The organism is Micromonospora sp. NPDC049679 (assembly GCF_040659735.1).
Taxonomy (GTDB): domain Bacteria; phylum Actinomycetota; class Actinomycetes; order Mycobacteriales; family Micromonosporaceae; genus Micromonospora_I.
Genome location: NZ_JBFANZ010000002.1, coordinates 162486 through 182238, shown reverse-complemented (window position 1 = coordinate 182238; position 19753 = coordinate 162486). Strand labels below are relative to the sequence as shown.

Genomic DNA, 19753 nt, shown 5'->3' with positions numbered 1-19753 from the left:
GTTCAGTGCCTTCGGTCATACCAGCTCCTCCCGGACCCGGATGCGGGTGGCGACAAGCCGGGGGTCACGCTGCTCGGTGGCCGGCTCGCGGGTGCGCCGCCAGTCGGTGAGTGCCGTGCGGATGACCATGCGCGCGGGTCGGTCGGGATCGACGTACCGGAAGATGAACGACGTCGTGACGATGGCCAGCGAGATCTCCCAGGCCGGGAAGAACTCGACGGTGAACGTGAACAGCCAGTGGATGAACATGTAGAACGGGACGAGCAGCATGAACACGCCGTACTGCGCGTACGGCAGGTGGACGGGAAGCGTGTAGCCGGGCGGCCCGAGGTAGACCAGGCGGGCCCGGTAGATGTCGTCGTCGGTGCGCAGCCGCATCTCGTGCTCCGCGCCCTATTTGAACATCAGATTGATCAGATAGTCACCGACGAAGAACAGCGTCGCCGCTCCGGCGATGAAGGCCAGACCCACGATGGCGATCGCGGAGCTGGTCAACACCTTCGAGATCTCGCCCCGGCTGGCGCGACCGATGAAGATGACGCCGAGCACGGCGAGCAGGATCGGTGCGACCTTGCTGGCGAGGAAGCTGACGACGCCTTCGGTGTTGAAGGTGGTGGGGGCTGGCGCCGATGGAGCGGCCAGCACGAGGGCGAGCGCGTTCGCGGCGTGCGTGGTACTGGTCCACGCTCCCTCGACGAGCGCTGTGGCGATCATTGGAAACCTCCCCGGTGCGCGGCCGGCGGAGCCGCGACACTGCAGTTGTCAAGCCGCGCGGTAACGCCGAGTCGGCGGCGATGCCGGATGACCCTGCGCTTCACATCCACCGCATTGGGTGATGTTTTCTGGGCGTTCCGTCCTACTTCAGCCCATCTCCTCAAGCTTCGACGTCTGAATGATTCGCAATTGCAAAGCGTACGGCGAGCCCGTGTTTCGAACAACCTAGGAGGAACGTCACGGTGCATCCCGTGACGGCATCGCTGCCCGTTTCATCGTACAGGCGTTCTAATCGGTGCTGCCACGCTGGGCATCCGGGCCGGTAGGTACCGTCTAGCCGTGAGTGATCTGCTGCGGTCGGCCCATCCGGTCGTGATGGGCGTCCTCAACGTCACGCCCGACTCCTTCTCGGACGGTGGGCGCTACGCCGGGCTCGACGCGGCCGTCGGCCACGGGATCGAGATGCACCGGCAGGGCGCCGACCTGGTCGACGTCGGAGGCGAATCCACGCGGCCCGGCGCCGGGCGGGTGGACCCGGAGACCGAGGCGCGTCGCGTCCTGCCGGTGATCCGCGAACTCGCCGCGGCCGGCGTACCGATGAGCATCGACACCACCCGGGCCAGTGTGGCGGCCGCCGCCCTGGCCGCCGGGGTGAGCGTCGTCAACGACGTCTCCGGTGGCCTCGCGGACCCGGACATGGGCAAGGTGGTCGCCGAGGCGGGCTGCCCGTGGGTGCTGATGCACTGGCGGGGGCACGCCGAGCGGATGCAGGATCTCGCGACCTACCGCGATGTGGTCGCGGAGGTCCGCGACGAGCTGCGGCAGCGGGTCGACGAGGCGCTCGCGGCCGGCGTGGCCGCGGACCGCATCGTGATCGATCCGGGGCTCGGCTTCGCCAAGCGGGCCGAGCACAACCTGCAGCTCACCGCCCGCCTGCCCGAGTTGCTCGCCCTGGGTTATCCGCTGCTCTTCGCGGCGAGCCGGAAGTCCTATCTAGGATCGTTGCTCCGGGGGGCGGACGGCACGGCACGACCGGTCGGCGAGCGCGACGCCGCCACCATCGCCACCAGCGTGCTCGCCGTGGCGGCCGGGTCCTGGGGGGTACGGGTGCACGATGTGCGGGGCACGGCCGACGCGCTCGCCGTATGGGCGGCGAGCGGGCGGCCACGGCTGGCGGCGGAGGGGGCGGCGTGACGACGGACCGGATCGCCTTGACGGGGTTGCGGGCCCATGGCCGGCACGGGGTGCACGACTTCGAACGCGCGCAGGGCCAGGACTTCGTGGTCGATGTGGTGCTCGAGCTCGATCTGGGGCCGGCGGCGCGCTCCGACGATGTCGCCGACACGGTGCACTACGGCGAGTTGGCCGAGAGTCTGGTCGCCATCGTCACCGGCGAGCCGGTCAATTTGATCGAGACCCTCGCCGAGCGCCTCGCCGCCGCATGCCTCGCCGATCAACGGGTCCGGAGCGCCACCGTGACCGTCCACAAGCCGCAGGCTCCCATTCCGCACGAGTTCGCCGACGTCGCGGTGATCGTCACGCGGACGCGCTCATGACCCAGGCCGTGCTGACGTTGGGGAGCAACCTGGGCGATCGGCTCGGTCACCTGCAGGCGGCGGTGCGCGCCCTCGATGACGCCCTGCTGGTGGCGTCGGAGGTGTACGAGACCCCACCGTGGGGTGACAGCGACCAACCGGCGTATCTGAACGCGGTGCTCCTCGTCCACGACCCGGCGGCGGGCCCCCGCGACTGGCTCGACCGCGCCCGCACGATCGAGGACGCGGCGGGACGGGTGCGGGATCCGGAGCGGCGGTTCGGCCCGCGCAGCCTGGACGTGGACGTGATCGCCGTCTGGGACGACGACGGTCGGCCGGTGCTGAGCGAGGATCCCGAGTTGACGCTTCCCCATCCGCGGGCCCACCAGCGGGCGTTCGTCCTGCGACCGTGGGCCGACATCCAGCCGTACGCGGAGTTGCCGGGGCACGGCCGGCTCGCCGAACTGCTTGCCGCGGAACCGGCGGCGACCGACGTTCTCGACCTGCGCCCGCGTGGCGATCTGCCGCTAAAGTCGACCTCGTGAGCGTGCGAATGATCCGGCGCGACGGGGCGGCGGCGTGAGCGAGCCGGAGACCCCACCACGGCGGTCACCACCCCCGCCGCCTTCGGTGGGCCCGACCCGCCCGGCCACTCTTGTCGTGTCCGCCCTCGCCGCGGCCGCCGTGGCGTGGCTGCTGGTCACCAGCTACTACACCGTGTTCCCGCCGCTTCCCTGGCTACCGACAGTTACCCTGATGGGGCTCGCCGTGTTGGAGGCGTACGCCGCCGTCAATACGCGGGCGCGGGTGGAGCGCCGACCCGGCCGTGACCCGGTGGATCCGCTCGCCGTGGCCCGCTTCGTCGTGCTGGCGAAGGCGTCGTCCCTGGTGGGCGCCATCTTCGCCGGTTTCTACGCCGGACTGTTGGTCTGGCTGGTGATCGAGGCCACCAACGCGGCGTCGAACGACATTCCCGCGACGGCCAGCGGGCTGATCGCGTCGTTGGCACTGGTGGGCGCCGCCCTGTGGCTCGAGCGCTCCTGCCGTGTGCCGCAGCGCCCGGACGACGAGAACAAGGGGCCGGACGAACCGGTCCAATAACGGGGGAAGGCGGCTTTCCGTGATGGATACGGGGGGTGACGGCCGTACCTCCGCGCGGGTACGGTGCGTCGGACCGGCTCGGGCCACCTCGTGCGACTGCGGCAGCGCGCAGGTCGGCTGAACGACCACAGGAGGCGCGCGACATGGCGTACGACGACTCGACGTACCGGCGGCCCGACGCTGGCACGGATTCCGTCGGCACCGGATCCCGCTTCGACGACGACGCGAGCTATCGCGCCGATACGGACTTCCGCTCCGCCGCGTCCGGATACCAGACCGGCGGTTTCGCCTCGGGTGATTTCGTCGACCCGGACCCGATGGGGCCGCCGCAGCGGCGACCCGTCTCGCCGGCCACGCTCGACGATGTCTTCGACGACCCGGCGCACGGTGAGCGGGGCCGCGACCGCATGGCGGTGCACATCCTCTGGGAGGTGGTGCTGCTCGCCGCCGCGGCCGGGCTGGCCTACCTGCTCTACCGGGACTATCCCGCCGCCGTGCACCGGCCAGCACTGGACTCGTTGCTGGTGTACGCCACCGGTCTCGGCCTGCTCGCCCTCGGCGCGGGGCTGACGCTGCGCAGCGGCGCGCCCAACCTGGCGATCGGTCCGGTGGCGATAGCGGCGGCGCTGCACTTCGCGGAGAACGGGGACCGCGGCGTTCTGGCCGCCGTTCTGGTGTCGGCCGGCGCGGCCGCCGTGCTCGGGTTGGTCGTGGCCGTGCTCGCGGTCGGTTTCCACGTGCCGGGCTGGGCGGCCAGCCTCGCCGCCGCGCTCGCGGTGATCGTCTTCATCCAGCAGCGCCCGGCGCCGGTCGACCTGCAGGGACAATACGACCCGGCCCGGCATGCTCTCTACCTCTTCGGCGGTTTCGTGACGCTGGCGCTGGTCGGCGCCGCGTTCGGGTCGATCAAGGCGATCCGCCGTGCGGTCGGGCGCTTCCGCCCGGTCGGCGACCCGGCCGAGCGTCGCGGAAACCTCGCCGTGGCGTTGACCGGCGGCTCGATCGTCGTCTCGATGATCTTCGCGGCGGTCGCCGGCGTGCTCCTGGCGTCCAGTACCACCGCCCCGGTGACCCCGTCGCCCGGGATCGAGTGGACCGGGCTCGGCCTGGGGATCGCGCTTCTCGCCGGCACGAGCGCCTTCGGCCGGCGCGGCGGCGTCGCCGGCACGGTGCTGGCGGTCGCGCTGCTCACGCTCTTCATCACCTACGCCGACCTGCGTGGTTGGAACATCTCGCTGTACGCCGTCGCGGCCGCTGCGGTGGCCGGCGGGTTGTTGGTGACCCGGCTGGTCGAGTCGTTCGGCCGGCCGCCTCTGACCAGCGATAACGACCTGGAGTGGGAGAGCGACGTGCCGGCGCCGGCCTGGACCTCGTCCGGCCCCGCGCAGCGCGAGTCCTGGTCGTCGGCGCTGCCGGCGCAGCCGACGGAGGGGCGGACGGACGCCTGGGACGGTGACCGCTGGGGCGGCGGGGGCCGCTGACCCGTTGTTGTCTTGCCGTGCCCGGGCGGGGTCCGGCGGCTACGCTCGGCGCTATGACCGAATCGACAGCAGGAGGCGGACCGGGCCTTTCCCTCGCGGAGTTGGATGCCCTGTCCACAGAGGAGTTGCGCCAGCGCGCCTTCGATCTCGCTCGCGAGCGTCGCGACCTGCGCTTCTTCTGGTCCGTCGTGCAGCACCTGCCGAATGCCGACGAGGCCGAGGTGCTGGACGGGTCGCCCAACAGCGTCGGGCCGACGATCGACGAGGCGTCCGCGCTGTGGCGGGAGTTCACGGGCCATGAGGGGTACGCCGAGACCGAGCCCCTGCTCCGGGCCGCTTTCATCGACTATCTGCTGAGGCACTGACCCGGCGCGGTCCCCGGCATCGCCGCTTTCCGCCAATCCACACACATTCACGTTTATCGGTCAGCCGGGTTTGGTCCGCGGATTTCCTTGGGAAATAGGCGATCCATGGCTCTCACCAACCGCTACAAGACCGCAACGGGTGCGGGTACGTTGGCCGCGCTCATCCTGGTCCTGGTCTTCGGCAGCCCCTGGTATGTCGACTGGGCCCGGGACAACACCGACGAAGCCACCGCGGGTGGCTGGTTCCTGCGGCTGCTGGCCTGGCCGACCTGGCGCTTCGACTCGAGCGACTCGGTGCAGGACATCATCGCCGCCGACCTCAAGGCGATCCTGGTGGTCGCCCTCACCGCCCTCTTCCTCTATCTGCTGCCCGGCTCGCAACTGGCCCGGGCGCGCGGGACGCTCAGCCAGTTCTTCGCCGGCTGGGGGTCGTACGTGTTCGCCGGGGCATTCGCGGCGCTGCTCACCGCGGTGATCCAGTCGAACCCGTCGCTGCTCGGCGCCTTCCAGGCCGCGGGAGCCGGCGCCGGGTACGGCCTCTTCGCCGGCTGGATCATCGGCCTCGCCACCCTCGGTGGCTCGCGGGGCCGGGCGTAAGCCGGTCGGCGAGCCACCGGCAGCAGGACGTGACTCCCCGCAGGACGCGTGGCCGAGCCTTACCCCCCGGGGCTCGGCCGCGCGTCGTCCGCGTCGCGCCGCGTCACCGGGTCCGCGGGGTAGTCGATGCTGAGAATCCGGTGCCGGCTGATCAGGCCCACACACTGATGGTTGTCACCGATCACCCGCGCGTAGTCGGCGTTGGCGGTGAGCATTCTGGCGAGCGCGTCGTAGAGCGACGACCCGAGCGGCACCTCGGGAAAGCCGTCGACCTCGGGCGTCTCGGCGGGGGATGCCAGCATCTCCCGCGTCAGGGGGATGACGGCGAGGCGCCGGATCGCCCGGTCGGCCCCGACGAACTCGCGGACGAAGGGCGAGGCCGGTTGCCCGAGCAGGGTCGCCGGATCCGCGTACTGCTCCAGCTTGCCCCCCTGCGAGAGGATCGCGATCCGGTCACCCATCCGGACCGCCTCGTCGAGGTCGTGGGTGACCAGCACGACGGTCTTGCGGACCTCCGCCTGCAACCGCAGGAACTCCTCCTGCAGGCGGGTGCGGGCGATCGGGTCCACCGCGGAGAACGGTTCGTCCATCAGCAGCACCACCGGGTCGGCGGCGAGGGCGCGGGCGACGCCCACGCGCTGCCGCTGGCCACCGGAGAGCTCCTGGGGATAGCGCCGGGCGAACCGGCCGGGATCGAGGCCGACGAGGTCGAGCAGTTCGTCCGCGCGGGCCCGGATCCGCTCCCGTGACCAGCCGAGCAGGCGCGGAACGGTGCCGACGTTGGCCCGGATCGTCTGGTGCGGGAAGAGCCCGACGTTCTGGATCACGTATCCGATGCGGCGCCGCAGCTGCACGGGGTCGGCGCGGGTGACGTCCTCACCGTCGAGCAGAATCCGTCCCGCGGTCGGCTCGACGAGCCGGTTGATCATCCGTAGCACGGTCGACTTGCCACAGCCCGAGGGGCCGATGAGGACGACCAGTTCGCCGGCGTCCACCTGGAGGCTCAGGTCGCCGACCGCGACCGTGCCGTCCGGATACTCCTTGCGGATCCCCTCCAGCTCGATCGACGCGGCACTGGTCGGCACAGCCGTCTGCGGCGCCGCGGAGCCGGCACCCGGGGTAACGTCCACGTATGTCCTTCCGCCTGATCTACCGGGAAGACCCGGGCAATCCGTGGTTCTCCTGGCAGTACGTGCGGGACAACTCTGACACGATCGTGGCAGCACTGCGGGAGCACGCGACTCTCACCGTGCAGGCGGTGGTGATCGCCGCGCTGCTGGCGATGCCGCTCGCCGTACTGGCGTACTGGTTCCGCTCCCTCACCGGGCCGATTCTCGCATTGTCCGGTGTGCTCTACACGATTCCGTCCCTGGCCCTCTTCGCCTTCATCGCCCCCTACCTGGGCCTCGGCACCAGCACCGTGTTGATCGGCCTGGTGCTCTACGCGTTGCTGCTGATCATCCGAAACGTGCTCGCCGGCCTCAACCAGATCCCGGCCGAGGTGCACGACGCCGCACAGGGCATGGGGTACGGCAGATGGGGCCGGTTGCTCCGGATCGACCTGCCGCTGGCGCTGCCGGGCATCCTGACCGGGCTGCGGCTGGCCACGGTCTCCACGGTCGCACTGGTGACGGTGGGGGTCCTGGTCGGCCACGGCGGCCTGGGTCAGCTCATCCTCGGGGGCTTCCGCAACAACACCTACCGCGCGGAGATCGTCACCGGCGCCGTGTTGAGCGTTGCGCTCGCCCTCGTGCTGGACCTGCTGCTGGCTACTGCCGGTCGGCTGCTCACTCCCTGGACGCGTCGGAGCGCGTCCTGATGAACGGCACCCCCGTGGCCCGGAGGTCGGCGACGTGAACCCGGTCCAGCAGGCCGTCCAGTGGCTGAACGACCCCCTCAACTGGACCATTCCGGGCGGGATTCTCGACCGCCTCGGCGAGCATCTGACGATCTCGGCGGCGGCCGTCGTGCTCGGCTGCCTGGTCGCCTGGCCGGTCGGTCTCTTCCTGGGGCACACCGGCCGGGGCGGCAGTGTCGTGGTGCTGATCTCCAACCTCACGCTGGCGATACCGACGATCGCGCTGCTGACCATCCTGCCGCTGACCTTTCTCGGCTTCGGCCAGAAACCGGTGATCATCGCACTGGCCGTCTTCGCGGTCCCGCCGCTGCTCGCCAACGCCTATACCGGGCTCCGCGAGGTCGATCCCGAGGCGCGGGACGCGGCGCGGGGCATGGGCCTCTCCGGTGGCCAGCTGCTGCGTCGGGTCGAGCTGCCGCTGGCGGTCCCCTACCTGGCGGCGGGGTTCCGCACCGCCGCCGTGCAGGTGGTCGCCACCGCCGCGCTGGCGTCCTTCGTCAACGGCGGAGGCCTGGGGCAGATCATCAGCGCCGGATTCGGGCTCGGCATGTCGGTGGGCGGCGGGCAGATCCTGGCGGGAGGCGTCCTGGTCGCGCTCCTGGCGCTCGCGGTCGAAGGGATTCTGGCGGTCGTGGAGCGCATCGTCACGCCGCGGCCGCTGCGTCGCACCCGGCGCCTCGCCGATCGGCGGGCCGCGGCGGTCGGCGAGGCGTGATCGTGCCGGCGGCAGCCGGGAAAAACCTGGCAGGAGTGACGATTCGATGACAACTCGGCCCCGAAGTTGTCGGAGTCGACGTTGAAGATGTTGGGTGAAAGTCGCGGGCGGCTGGGAAATATGCGCTCGTCGGACACGCGGCCGGCCATCGTGGTCGCGCCGGGACACGGAAGGCGGGCATTCATGCGCGCAGGTTCACGTCTTGCTCTGGTCGCCGTCGGCGCAGTCGCCGCGGCGACCGTGCTCGCGGGGTGCGGCAACGCCGGCTCCTCCGGCACGAAGGCGCCGGCCGGCGCGGCATCGGGCGCCGGGTGTGCTCCCGTTGCCGGCAACCGGTTGGTCGTCCTCGACGACGACAAGAAACTTCAGAACAGCGACAACGTGGTGCCGGCGGTCAACGCGAAGGCGGCCAAGCCGGAGCTGATCGCCGCGCTGGACAAGGTCTCCGCCGCGCTCGACACCCCCAAGCTGATCGCGCTCAACAAGGCGGTCGACGTCGACCGCAAGACGCCCAAGGTGACCGCGGAGGAGTTCGCGGCGAGCGCCAAGCTCACCGACGGCATCAGCCGGGGGACCGGCGGCAAGATCATCGTCGGGGCCGCGAACTTCAGCGAGAACCAGACCCTCGGCGAGCTCTACCGGGTCGCGCTCACCGCCGCCGGCTACGAGGTGACGGTGCAGCAGATCGGCAACCGCGAGCTGTACGAGCCGGCGCTGGAGAAGGGCGAGATCCAGGTGGTGCCGGAGTACGCGGCCACCCTGGCCGACTTCCTCAACCCCAAGGTCAACGGGGCCAGCGCGCCGGCGATCTCGGCTCCGGAGATCGACAAGACCATGTCCGGTCTCAAGACGGTGGGCGACAAGGTCGGCATCACGTTCGGCAAGGCGTCGGCGGCGCAGGACCAGAACTCCTTCGCCGTGACGAAGGAGTTCGCTGACAAGTACGCGCTGCGGACGCTGTCGGACCTGGCCAGCAAGTGCTCGGGCTCCGCGACCGTGCTCGCCGGGCCGCCGGAGTGCCCGCAGCGCCCGATGTGCCAGGCCGGGCTCGTCCGGGTCTACAACTTCAACGCCGGCTCCTTCAGCTCGCTGGACGCGGGTGGCCCGCAGAGCAAGTCCGCGCTGCGGACCGGTGCGGCCAGCGTCGCCCTCGTCCTCTCCTCGGACGGGGAGCTGGCGACCGGCTGAGCGTGCCGTGCAGGCCGGGGAGCCGGCGCCGCGATCGTGGCGCCGGCTCCTTCGTTGTCGGGCCGGAATCGTGGCTGATCCAGATCCTCGCGTTTTATGGTGGTCCGCCGTGTCGCCATCGCTGGTGGTCATGCGGGTGTGCGTGAACGGGCCGGCGTCGGAGGCCGTTCATGGTCGGTCTTCGCCCATTCCGCTCGACCGCAACTCTCGGTAGGCTCCACAGCCATGTCAGCCCCGGAGGCCTCAGCGGACAGTCGCCGCCGATCGCTGCTCATGGTGCTCTTCTGGGTCGGGGTCGGACTGGCTCCGCTAGCAGCGCTGTTGCTGCTTCTGGGGCAGGGTGGCGGTCCACTGCGGATAGCCGTCGTGCTCGCTGTGCTGGCCGTCGTCCTCATCGGAATCTCCATTACTCTCCGTGGTGATGCTGAGACTGTCCGTCTCGACATGGAAGAGGCCCTGCTGGACGAGATCGACACGTTGCGCGAAGACCTGCGCAACGACATCGCCACCGCCGCGCGCGCCACCCATCGCGCCTTCGGGGAGAAGCTCCAGGTGGTGCAGGACAACGTGGAGGCGTTGCGCGGACAGATCCAGGCCGGCCGGGTCGAGACTCACCGCGGCGGCCAGGAGCGCACCAGCTATGGCGGCGGGGGTTACGACCGCGGGGGTTACGACCAGAGCGCGCCTGCCGCACCGCCCTCCACGGCACCGAACCCGGCCACCGCCCAATCCGCGCCCGTCGGGCATTACGCCGCGGCCTCCGGCCCCCAGGGCATGGTCGGTGGCCACCAGCAGCCGGCGCCGGCCCCGACGGGCGGCCGGGCCGGCGTCCCGCCGGCCGGCGCGATCCCCATGCAGCGGCCGCCCGTCTCGGGTGGCCTTGTCCGGCACACCGAGACCGTTCAGGTCACCACCCGCCACACGGTCGTCGACCCGCACGCGGAGGCCCACGGCGCGGGCAACGTCTACGGCAGTGGCGTCTACGGCGGGCATGCAGCGGAGCCGCCCGGCGGCGGACGCGGCGAGTGGGCGACTCCGAGCCCGCAACGGGGCCGGCGCGCCGCCGAGGACGACGAGGACCCGTGGGGCGACCAACTGCGGCCGGAGCCACGGGGCGGTGACGGACGACGGTCGCGGTCGTACGACGACGACGGCCCGGCGGACGACGAGCGCTGGTCCGGTATGCGGGCCGGCGACCGGTGGGCGAGCGTCCGCAGCGACGAGCGCGGTCGCGAGGTCCGGGTCGGGGAGCGGCGCGCGGCCGTGCACGCCGACGAGTCCGGCGCCGAGATGCGCATCGAGGACCGCTGGGCGGCGGTGCGCCGCGAGGAACCCCGTCGCGAGGCTGGCTGGCGTGATGGCGGCGGCCGCGACGACGGTTGGGGCGACGGGCCGGGTTCGCGCGACGGCGGCCGCGACCCCCGCGATGACGCGGCCGGCGACGGGGGCTGGGGCCGCCGGGGCGGACAGGCCGCGCTGCCCGCCGGTGGGATCGAGCAGCCGGCGTCCTGGGGCGGCCAGGATTGGGTCGAGCCGGAGCGGGAGCCGGTGCGCCGCGGTCGGCGCTCGCGCGACGACGAGGTGTACGGCTATCCGCCCCCGGATGACGCGCCGCGCGCCGGACGCGGCCCGCGGATGGACTACGAGTACTCCGACGACCGCTGGCGCTGATCAACGGGGCGCCGCGACGACGCGCGTCCCGGCGGCACGGGCGCGGGTTACTTGTCGATGTCGCCGACGACGAAGAACATCGAGCCGAGGATCGCGACCAGATCCGGCACCAGGCAACCCGGGATCAGCGTCGACAGCGCCTGGACGTTGGCGTACGAGGCGGTGCGCAGCTTGAGCCGCCACGGCGTCTTCTCGCCGCGCGACACGAGGTAGTAGCCGTTGATGCCGAGCGGGTTCTCCGTCCAGGCGTACGTGTGCCCCTCGGGGGCCTTGACGACCTTGGGCAGCCGGACGTTGACCGGCCCGGTGATCTGGTCGACCCGGTCGAGGCACTCCTGTGCGAGATCCAGGGAGACGTACACCTGGTCGAGCAGGACCTCGAACCGCGCGTGACAGTCGCCGGCCGAGCGGGTCACGACGGGCACGTTGAGCGAGCCGTACGCGAGGTAGGGGTCGTCGCGGCGTAGGTCGAAGTCGAGGCCGGACGCGCGCGCGACCGGGCCGGAGGCGCCGAATGCGGCGGCCTGTTCGGCCGAGAGCACCCCGACGCCGACGGTCCGGGCGAGGAAGATCTCGTTGCGCCGGATCAGGTTGTCGAGGTCGGGTAGACGTCGGCGGACCTGGTCGATCGCTTCCCGGGCCCGCCGTGTCCACCCGGCCGGGACCTCGTCCTTGAGCCCGCCGACCCGGTTGAACATGTAGTGGATCCGCCCGCCGGAGACCTCTTCCATGACGGCCTGCAGCGTCTCCCGCTCACGGAACGCGTAGAAGACCGGCGTGATCGCGCCGATCTCCAACGGGTAGGACCCGAGGAACATCAGGTGGTTGAGCACCCGGTTGAGCTCGGCCAGGGCGGTGCGCAGCCAGATGGCCCGCTCCGGCACCTCGATGCCCATGAGTCGTTCGACCGCGAGCACCACGCCGAGTTCGCTGGAGAAGGCAGAGAGCCAGTCGTGGCGGTTGGCCAGCACGATGATCTGGCGGTAGTCCCGTACCTCGAAGAGTTTCTCGGCCCCCCGGTGCATGTAGCCGATGATCGGCTCGCAGGCCACCACGCGTTCCCCGTCGAGGACCAGCTTGAGTCGGAGCACGCCGTGCGTGGAGGGATGCTGCGGGCCGATGTTGAGCACCATGTCCGCCGTGTCGAGGCCTGCGCCGGTGCCGACGGTCAGCTCGCGCAGGGGGCTGGTCTCCGTGGTCATGCTCAGCATCGTGCCACGCCTGCCGCGTGGTGGTGGTCGAGCAGTTCGCCGAGGTCGCCGCCGACCGGTTGCAGCAGCCACCAGTGCCCGCCGAGGCCGGCCGGGTCGGTGAGCTCGGCCGCGGCGCCGGCGGTGGCGAGCGCCCGCACGTAGCCGGCCGGATCGGTGGAGGCGAGCGCCAGCGGTGGTCGACGGCCGTCGACCCCGAGCGCGTGCAGCGCCTCCCGCTGGGTCAGCAGGGTGTACGGCAGGCCGCGGGCCCTCGAGCCGGCGGCGGCGGAGGCGTCGATGGCGACGTGCGCGGTCACGTCGCAGCTGCCGTCCGGCACGGGGGCCACCTGGCGTCCGTGCCGGTATCCGGTGAGGGTGCCGCCCGGCGGCCGGCCCGCGCGTACGTGCCCGTAGTCCACCGTGAGCGCCAGCCCGCGCCGCAGCGACGCGACCGCGCCGGACCAGGCTTCATCGCGCGCGCGCCCGATCTCCACCCGATCTTCCGGGGCGGCCGGCCACCACTCGCGCAGCCAGGCGGCGTCCGGCGCGTCCAGCGGCTGCCCCGGTGTCTCGTCGCCGGTGTCCGGGTCGACCATGAGGTAGCGACCGTCGGTCGATACGTCGAGCGGGACGTTGTCGAGCCACTCCGTGGCGATCAGCAGGCCGGTCACGTCGGTCGGCGGGGTGGCGCGCCACCCGATCGCGGGCGGCAGTTCGTCCGGCCGGGGCGCGAGTTCGACGGCGGTCGGGCGGAGCCGTTCGGAGAGGGCCGGTGGGGCGAGTTCGGTGAGGCGGACGAGGAGTTCGCCGCGACCGGCGCCGATGTCGACGACGTCGAGCCGCTCGGGGGTGTCGAGCGCGGTGTCGAGCCGGTGGAGCAGGCGCAGCAGGGCGACCGCGAAGAGCGGGGAGGCGTGCACGCTGGTCCGGAAGTGACCCGCCGGCCCGCGGTCGTTCCGGCCGTGACCGGGCGTGACGAAGAACCCGCCGGGCCCGTACAGCGCGTCTCTCATCGCGTCCCGCCAGCGAACGGCCACGGCGCGTCAACCCCCTCTCGTGATCTTGGAAAATTCCGCATTTCAGCCAAGATCGTTTTCCTCGTCGGCGGCGGGTGAAGGTTTTCACACATCCTTGTCCCCTGTCTGTAACGGCGGCGCATACTGGCGGGCGACCGGTACCACATCTCGAGGACTGGATCACGCCATGAGCGCACCGTCGCGCGAGCGCCCGGACCTTCCCGCCCGGAGCGCCGCGCCTGAGGCCGCCGCCGGCTCCGCCGGAAACGCCCGCCCCTTTTCTTCCCTGACTATCGGTGTCATCGGCGCCGGTCGGGTCGGTGCCGTGCTCGGCGCCGCCCTCGCCCGCGCCGGTCACCGGGTGGTCGCCGCCTCCGGCGTCTCCGCCGCCGCGAAGGGGCGGATCGCCCGCCTGCTGCCCGGTGCCGCCAACCTCCCGGCCGACGAGGTCGCCCGCGCCGCCGCCGACGTGCTGATCATCGCCGTACCCGACGACGCGCTCGCCGCGGTGGTCGCCGGGCTCGCCGACACCGGCGCGCTGCGACCGGGTCAGGTCGTCGCGCACACGTCCGGCGCCCACGGTCTCGCCATCCTGGCGCCCGCCGTCGACGCCGGCGCCAGCCCACTCGCCCTGCACCCGGCCATGACCTTCACCGGCGAGGTGGAGGATCTGGACCGGCTCGCCGGCATCTCGTACGGGGTGGCCGCGCCGGCCGGGCTCCGGCCGCTCGCCGAACGGCTGGTGGCCGAGTTGGGCGGCAGCCCGGAATGGATCGCCGAGGCGGACCGGCCGCTCTACCATGCCGCCCTCGTGCACGGGGCGAACCACCTGGTCACGCTCTTGAACGAGGCGCTGGACCGGCTCCGGGACGCCGGAGTCGGGAACCCCGAGAAGGTGCTCGGCCCGCTGGTGCGCGCTTCTCTGGAGAACACGCTGCGGCTCGGTGACGCCGCGCTGACCGGTCCCGTGTCGCGGGGCGACGCCGGCACCGTCGCGCGCCACCTCGACCGGCTCGCGGACTCCGCGCCCGAGTCGGTGCCCAGCTACCTGGCCCTGGCCCGGCGCACCGCCGACCGGGCGATCGCCGGCGGTCGGCTGCGTCCGGTGGACGCCGAGTCGCTGCTCGACGTGCTGGCGACCGGGCATGCGGAGCCGGCGGAGCGGGAGACGGCCGCATGACCATCCAAGATCGCGGCGATCAGGGAGGCTTCTCGGTGACTCGCCGGGCGGACACGGAACCGGCCCCTGATCACGGGGATCTCGCCGTGGTGCGGACGCGGCCCGACCTTGCTGCCGCGCGCGACGCGATGATCGGCACCGTGGCGGTCGTGATGACCATGGGCGCGCTGCACGAGGGGCACGCGACGCTGCTGCGCGCCGCCCGCGAGAGCGCCGACCACGTCATCGTGACGATCTTCGTGAACCCTCTGCAGTTCGGCCCGAACGAGGACTTCGACCGGTATCCGCGCACCTTCGACGCCGATTTCGAACTCTGCCGGCGCGCCGGCGTGGACCTGGTGTTCGCGCCGAGTCCGGCCGAGATCTATCCGGCGGGCGAGCCCGCGGTACGGGTCAACCCGGGCCCGCTGGGCGAGCGGTTGGAGGGGTCCAGCCGCCCCGGCTTCTTCCACGGTGTGCTCACCGTGGTACTCAAATTCCTCCAGCTCACCCGCCCCGATCTCGCGTTCTTCGGAGAGAAGGACTACCAGCAGCTCGCGTTGATCCGGCTGATGGCGCGCGACCTGGAGGTGCCGGTGCGGATCGTCGGCGTGCCCACCGTGCGCGAATCGGACGGACTGGCCCTGTCGAGCCGGAACCGGTACCTGTCGGCGCCCGAGCGGCAGGCGGCGCTCAGCCTGTCGGCGGCGCTTCGGGCGGCTGCGGACGCGGCCGCGCGTGGGCTCGGCGGCGACGCGGCAATAGCGGCGGGCCGCGCGGTGTTCCAGGAGCGGGAAGGGGCGGAGTTGGACTACCTCGTCCTGACCGATCCCGACCTCGGGCCGGCTCCCGAATCCGGCGCGGCCCGCATCCTGGTGGCCGCCCGGGTCGGGGCGACCCGGCTGATCGACAACGCGCCGGCGCACCTGGCTCCCACCGCACCGGCCAACTGACCGCGCACCGCCCCAACGTCGATCAAGGAGAACGCACGCGGAATCGTGTGCATCAGCCCTTGATCGGCGACAAACTCCGTGACCGACGGGAAGGGATCCCGATGTTCCGCACCATGCTCAAGTCCAAGATTCATCGGGCCACCGTGACCCAGGCCGATCTGCACTACGTCGGATCGGTCACCGTCGACCGGGACCTCCTCGACGCCGCGGACCTCATCCCCGGCGAACAGGTGGCCATCGTCGACGTCACCAACGGCGCCCGGCTGGAGACGTACGTCATCCCCGGCGAGCGGGGCAGCGGCGTGATCGGGATCAACGGTGCGGCCGCGCACCTGGTGAAGCCGGGCGATCTTGTGATCCTCATCTCGTACGGGCAGATGGACGACGCCGAGGCGCGCGTCTACGAGCCGCGGGTCGTGCACGTCGACGCGGCCAACCGGGTGATCCAACTCGATGGCGACCCGGCGGGCGTGGCGCCCGGGATGGCGGGGGAGCTGCGCCGCGGTGATCGGAGCGAGGCCGCCTGAGGCGTGACACAGGCGGGCGAGCCGACCCCGTAGAGTCACCGGCCGCGTGCCGTATGCTCGGCCATCCGGACTGCCGGTGCCCCTGGGGAGGGACGCGATGCGTCGTTGGTTGGCCACTGTGGCGTTGGGCGGGGCCGTCGCCCTGCTCCTCACGAGCTGCGGGAAGCCGGCCGGGGTCGACGGTCTGCTGATCGACGACTGGGGCCAGATCCCGCGGCCGGCGTCGTTCACCCCGCCGGCGGGCACCTGCTACGCCGCGGACTTCGCCGACACCGCCTACCTGTCGGCCTTCGAGCCGGTCGACTGCGCGACCAGCCACCGCGTCGAGACGGTCCACGTCGGAACGTTCGGGTCACAGAGCGCCGACCGGGCGACCCCGCCGCCGCCCGGTTCGCCCGAGCTCCGCGCCGCCTACGCCGAGTGCGATGCCAAGACCAAGGAGTACGTGGGCGGCGCATGGCGCGGCGCGCGCCTCTGGCTGGGCGTGGCGCTCCCGTCCACGCCGGCGTGGACGGGCGGGTCGCGCTGGTTCCGTTGCGACGTCACGGAGCTCACCAACGTCGAGGACAACGGCGACACCGCGACCCGTACGTCCGAGCTGCGTGACGCGCTGAAGAAGTCCTCCCCGCTGAGTCTCGGCTGTTACGCCATCAAGCTCGCGAAGGACGACTCGATCGACACGATGCCGGCGGCGAACTGCGCCAAGCCGCACAACGGTGAGTTCGCCGGGGTGTGGACCGCACCGGACATCGCCTACCCGACGAAGGACGCGGACTGGAGCCGGTTCCACGACGAGTGCCGCAAGGTCATCGCCAGGTACGTGGGCCTGCCCAACGACAGCAACCTCAAGTACCGCACCGGGGTGATCTCGCTCCCCGGCGGCAGTGGTGACTGGAAGGCCGGCAACCGCGGCGTGCGCTGTTACCTGTGGCTCAGCGGCCGGACGGTGACCAAGTCGCTCAAGGGCGCGGGCGCCGACGCACTGCCGATCCAGTACGAGTAGGAGGACCCGCGTCGACAGCGGGCGCGCCAGGCCGCCCCCGGCCGTCGCCCCGCTGTCGGGGCGCGGTTGACTGTCCGGATGCACCTGCGGAGACCTGACCTGCCCGCGCTGCCCCGCCGGCTGGCCGCGCCGGAGCCCGGTTGGGTCGAGACCACCGACGTGGTGGTCGTCGGATCCGGCATCGCCGGGCTCACGGCCGCGCTGCACCTGCGCGAGGCGGGCCTGCACGTCACCGTCGTCACGAAGGTCAACATTGACGACGGCTCGACCCGGTGGGCGCAGGGCGGGATCGCCGCGGTGCTGGATCCGGTGGACTCGGCGGACGCGCACGCCGCGGACACCGAGATCGCCGGTGTGGGGCTGTGCGACCCGGTCGCGGTGCGTGCCCTGGTCCGGGAGGGACCGACCCGGTTGCGTGAGCTGATGCGGCTCGGCGCCGAATTCGACCGCAACGCCGACGGCTCGCTGATGCTCACCCGCGAAGGCGGCCACCGGGCCAACCGGATCGTGCACGCGGGGGGCGACGCCACCGGTGCCGAGGTGCAGCGGGCACTGCACGCCGCCGTCCGGCGCGACCCGTGGATCCGGCTGGTCGAGCACGCGCTCGTGCTCGACCTGCTGCGCAGCCGCGACGGCGACGGTGGCCGCGCGTGCGGGGTGACGCTGCATGTGCTCGGCGAGGGGACCGAGGACGGGGTGGGGGCGATCCTGGCCCGCGCGGTCGTCCTCGCGACGGGCGGCATGGGGCAGATCTTCGCCTCGACCACCAACCCGGCCGTCTCAAAGGGCGACGGTGTCGCCCTCGCGCTGCGGGCCGGCGCCGTCGTGACCGATCTCGAATTCGTCCAGTTCCATCCGACCGCCCTGGTGATGCCGTCGGGCGGCGGCGCGGCCCGCGCCCAGCAGCCGCTGGTCTCCGAGGCGCTGCGGGGTGAGGGCGCCCATCTGGTCGACGGCGACGGGAAACGGTTCATGCTCGGCCAGCACCCGCTGGCCGAATTGGCGCCGCGGGACGTCGTCGCCAAGGGCATCCACCGGGTCATGCTCGCCGAGGGCGCCGACCACGTCTACCTGGATGCCCGGCACCTCGGCGGTGACTTCCTGGAGCAGCGCTTCCCGACCATCGTGGCCTCGTGCCGCGCCGCCGGCATCGACCCGGTCTCCGATCCGATCCCGGTGGCGCCGGCCGCGCACTACGCCTCCGGCGGCGTCCGGACGGACCTGCACGGCCGCACCTCCATCCCCGGCCTGTACGCCTGCGGCGAGGTCGCCTGCACGGGGGTCCACGGGGCGAACCGGCTGGCCAGCAACTCGCTGCTCGAAGGGCTCGTCTTCTCCCGCCGCCTCGCGGACGACATCGCGAAGGGTCTGCCGGCGCAGGCCGAACCGGAGTCCGCCGGCGGCGCCCGGGAGGGCTGGGCGGTCGAGCCGGAGACCCGTGCCGGACTGCAGCGGGCGATGACCCGGGGAGCGGGCGTGCTGCGGTCGGCGGAGTCGCTGGAGACGACCGCGGGAGAGCTGACCCGGCTGGGTGCGCTGCACGCCGACGCGAGGATGGCGAGCTGGGAGGCGGCCAACCTGGTGACCGTGGCGTCCGCACTGGTCGCTGCCGCGTACGTCCGGCGGGAGACCCGGGGCTGTCACTGGCGGGAGGACTTCCCGGAGGCGAGCGACGAGTGGCTCGGTCATCTGGTGGGCGGGATCGCGCCGAGCGGGTCGGCGCAGCTGACATGGGAGGGTTCGTGCTGACACCGTCAACTCTGCAGGCGCTTCAGGAGTCCGGTCTGCCCGTGCCGGAGGTGGAGCGGATCGTGCGGCTGGCGCTGACGGAGGATCTCGGTCCGGAGCCGCGGGACGTGACCAGTCTCGCCACGATCCCCGACGACCAGGTCGACACGGCCGACGTCGTGGCGCGTGCCGACGGGGTTGTCGCCGGGCTCGCGGTGCTCTCGGCGGTCTTCGACCTCGCCGCGGGCGCGGCCGGCCGTACCGTCGAGGTTCTGCTCCGGTCCCGCGACGGGGCGCGGGTGGCGCGCGGAGACGTGCTCGCCACGGTGACCGGCCCGACCCGGGCCCTGCTCACCGCGGAGCGCACCGCGCTCAACCTGCTGAGCCGGATGTCCGGGGTGGCGACGCACACCCGTGCCTGGGCCGACGCCCTGGCCGGCACGAAGGCGGTGGTGCTCGACACCCGGAAGACCACGCCGGGGCTCCGGGTGCTGGAGAAGTACGCGGTGCGCGCCGGGGGCGGCACCAATAAGCGAATGGGCCTCTACGACGTCGCGATGATCAAGGACAACCACAAGCTGGCGGCGGGCGGGATCCCGGCCGCGTACCGACGGGTGCGGGCGGCGTTCCCGGAGGTGCCGGTGCAGGTCGAGGTCACCACGGTCGCGGAGGCGGTCGAGGCGGTGGAGGCCGGGGCGGACTTCCTGCTCTGCGACAACATGTCGCCGCAGACGTTGAGTGAGCTCGTCTCCGTGGTCGGCGACCGGGCCGAGCTGGAGGCGACCGGGGGGCTGACCCTGGAGGTGGTGGCGGAATACGCGGCGACGGGCGTCGACTATCTCTCGGTGGGGGCGCTGACCCACTCCTCGCCTATCTTGGACATCGCATTGGACCTCCGGCCGACCGGCAACGGCCGGGCCCTGTCCGATCCGCCGCCGAGGGGATGACG

At 72.0% G+C, this 19753-nt stretch carries 22 protein-coding genes; 17 read left to right on the top strand and 5 right to left on the bottom strand.

Going from position 1 to position 19753, the window contains the following annotated elements; all coding sequences use genetic code 11:
* Positions 1 to 15: 15 nt before the first annotated feature.
* Together AB0J06_RS02590 and AB0J06_RS02585 are read right to left on the bottom strand one after the other, a co-directional pair.
* Positions 16 to 378: a hypothetical protein gene (locus tag AB0J06_RS02590; RefSeq protein ID WP_357423809.1), complete on the bottom strand. Its 363-nt coding sequence runs from the start codon at positions 376 to 378 to the stop codon at positions 16 to 18.
* Positions 379 to 393: 15 nt separating this feature from the next.
* Positions 394 to 714, bottom strand: coding sequence for a hypothetical protein (locus AB0J06_RS02585; RefSeq protein ID WP_357423807.1), 321 nt, complete (start codon positions 712 to 714; stop codon positions 394 to 396).
* 339 nt (positions 715 to 1053) lie between these two features.
* Between AB0J06_RS02585 and folP the strand changes: the two genes are divergently transcribed.
* From folP to AB0J06_RS02550, 7 genes are all read left to right on the top strand, one after another.
* On the top strand, positions 1054 to 1908 hold the full coding sequence (gene folP / locus AB0J06_RS02580) for a dihydropteroate synthase (protein ID WP_357423805.1): 855 nt from the start codon (positions 1054 to 1056) through the stop codon (positions 1906 to 1908).
* Entirely contained in the window at positions 1905 to 2270 is a 366-nt protein-coding gene (gene folB / locus AB0J06_RS02575; RefSeq protein ID WP_357423803.1) for a dihydroneopterin aldolase, read from the top strand. Before folP ends, folB begins: the two co-directional genes overlap by 4 nt.
* Complete coding sequence (gene folK, locus AB0J06_RS02570; RefSeq protein ID WP_357423801.1) at positions 2267 to 2794, top strand: 2-amino-4-hydroxy-6-hydroxymethyldihydropteridine diphosphokinase; 528 nt, start codon at positions 2267 to 2269, stop codon at positions 2792 to 2794. The genes folB and folK overlap by 4 nt, the downstream gene beginning before the upstream one ends.
* 85 nt (positions 2795 to 2879) lie before the next feature.
* Positions 2880 to 3350, top strand: a complete 471-nt coding sequence (locus tag AB0J06_RS02565) for a DUF3180 domain-containing protein (protein ID WP_357423959.1) — start codon at positions 2880 to 2882, stop codon at positions 3348 to 3350.
* A gap of 143 nt (positions 3351 to 3493) precedes the next feature.
* Positions 3494 to 4831, top strand: a complete 1338-nt coding sequence (locus AB0J06_RS02560; RefSeq protein ID WP_357423799.1) for an ABC transporter permease — start codon at positions 3494 to 3496, stop codon at positions 4829 to 4831.
* Between the two features lie 53 nt (positions 4832 to 4884).
* Positions 4885 to 5196, top strand: coding sequence for a hypothetical protein (locus AB0J06_RS02555; RefSeq protein ID WP_357423797.1), 312 nt, complete (start codon positions 4885 to 4887; stop codon positions 5194 to 5196).
* Between the two features lie 105 nt (positions 5197 to 5301).
* A complete protein-coding gene (locus tag AB0J06_RS02550; RefSeq protein WP_357423795.1) occupies positions 5302 to 5793 on the top strand; it encodes a hypothetical protein in 492 nt (163 codons plus the stop codon).
* A gap of 59 nt (positions 5794 to 5852) precedes the next feature.
* Here AB0J06_RS02550 and AB0J06_RS02545 read toward each other — a convergent pair whose 3' ends face one another.
* Positions 5853 to 6923: an ATP-binding cassette domain-containing protein gene (locus AB0J06_RS02545; RefSeq protein ID WP_357423793.1), complete on the bottom strand. Its 1071-nt coding sequence runs from the start codon at positions 6921 to 6923 to the stop codon at positions 5853 to 5855.
* A gap of 2 nt (positions 6924 to 6925) precedes the next feature.
* Between AB0J06_RS02545 and AB0J06_RS02540 the strand changes: the two genes are divergently transcribed.
* From AB0J06_RS02540 to AB0J06_RS02525, 4 genes are all read left to right on the top strand, one after another.
* Entirely contained in the window at positions 6926 to 7612 is a 687-nt protein-coding gene (locus AB0J06_RS02540) for an ABC transporter permease (RefSeq protein ID WP_357423791.1), read from the top strand.
* A gap of 34 nt (positions 7613 to 7646) precedes the next feature.
* Complete coding sequence (locus tag AB0J06_RS02535) at positions 7647 to 8366, top strand: ABC transporter permease subunit (protein WP_357423789.1); 720 nt, start codon at positions 7647 to 7649, stop codon at positions 8364 to 8366.
* Positions 8367 to 8549: 183 nt separating this feature from the next.
* Positions 8550 to 9554, top strand: coding sequence for a glycine betaine ABC transporter substrate-binding protein (locus AB0J06_RS02530; RefSeq protein ID WP_357423787.1), 1005 nt, complete (start codon positions 8550 to 8552; stop codon positions 9552 to 9554).
* A gap of 225 nt (positions 9555 to 9779) precedes the next feature.
* Complete coding sequence (locus AB0J06_RS02525; RefSeq protein WP_357423785.1) at positions 9780 to 11225, top strand: hypothetical protein; 1446 nt, start codon at positions 9780 to 9782, stop codon at positions 11223 to 11225.
* Positions 11226 to 11272: 47 nt separating this feature from the next.
* On the opposite strand, the gene AB0J06_RS02520 is transcribed toward AB0J06_RS02525, so the two are convergent.
* The gene (locus AB0J06_RS02520) at positions 11273 to 12436 is read right to left on the bottom strand and encodes an NADH-quinone oxidoreductase subunit D (RefSeq protein ID WP_357423783.1); all 1164 of its coding nucleotides are present in this window, start codon (positions 12434 to 12436) and stop codon (positions 11273 to 11275) included.
* On the bottom strand, positions 12430 to 13455 hold the full coding sequence (locus AB0J06_RS02515; RefSeq protein WP_357423781.1) for an SAM-dependent methyltransferase: 1026 nt from the start codon (positions 13453 to 13455) through the stop codon (positions 12430 to 12432). Before AB0J06_RS02515 ends, AB0J06_RS02520 begins: the two co-directional genes overlap by 7 nt.
* A gap of 166 nt (positions 13456 to 13621) precedes the next feature.
* Here AB0J06_RS02515 and AB0J06_RS02510 point away from each other — a divergent pair, with 166 nt between their 5' ends.
* The 6 genes from AB0J06_RS02510 (at position 13622) to nadC (ending at position 19751) form a co-directional block, all read left to right on the top strand.
* Complete coding sequence (locus AB0J06_RS02510; RefSeq protein WP_357423779.1) at positions 13622 to 14614, top strand: DUF2520 domain-containing protein; 993 nt, start codon at positions 13622 to 13624, stop codon at positions 14612 to 14614.
* A gap of 86 nt (positions 14615 to 14700) precedes the next feature.
* A complete protein-coding gene (gene panC, locus AB0J06_RS02505; RefSeq protein WP_357423777.1) occupies positions 14701 to 15546 on the top strand; it encodes a pantoate--beta-alanine ligase in 846 nt (281 codons plus the stop codon).
* A 101-nt stretch (positions 15547 to 15647) separates the two neighbouring features.
* Complete coding sequence (panD, locus tag AB0J06_RS02500; protein WP_357423775.1) at positions 15648 to 16073, top strand: aspartate 1-decarboxylase; 426 nt, start codon at positions 15648 to 15650, stop codon at positions 16071 to 16073.
* A gap of 97 nt (positions 16074 to 16170) precedes the next feature.
* Complete coding sequence (locus tag AB0J06_RS02495) at positions 16171 to 17076, top strand: septum formation family protein (protein ID WP_357423773.1); 906 nt, start codon at positions 16171 to 16173, stop codon at positions 17074 to 17076.
* A gap of 78 nt (positions 17077 to 17154) precedes the next feature.
* A complete protein-coding gene (locus tag AB0J06_RS02490; protein WP_357423771.1) occupies positions 17155 to 18825 on the top strand; it encodes an L-aspartate oxidase in 1671 nt (556 codons plus the stop codon).
* Positions 18807 to 19751: a carboxylating nicotinate-nucleotide diphosphorylase gene (gene nadC / locus AB0J06_RS02485; protein WP_357423769.1), complete on the top strand. Its 945-nt coding sequence runs from the start codon at positions 18807 to 18809 to the stop codon at positions 19749 to 19751. The genes AB0J06_RS02490 and nadC overlap by 19 nt, the downstream gene beginning before the upstream one ends.
* Positions 19752 to 19753: the final 2 nt, after the last annotated feature.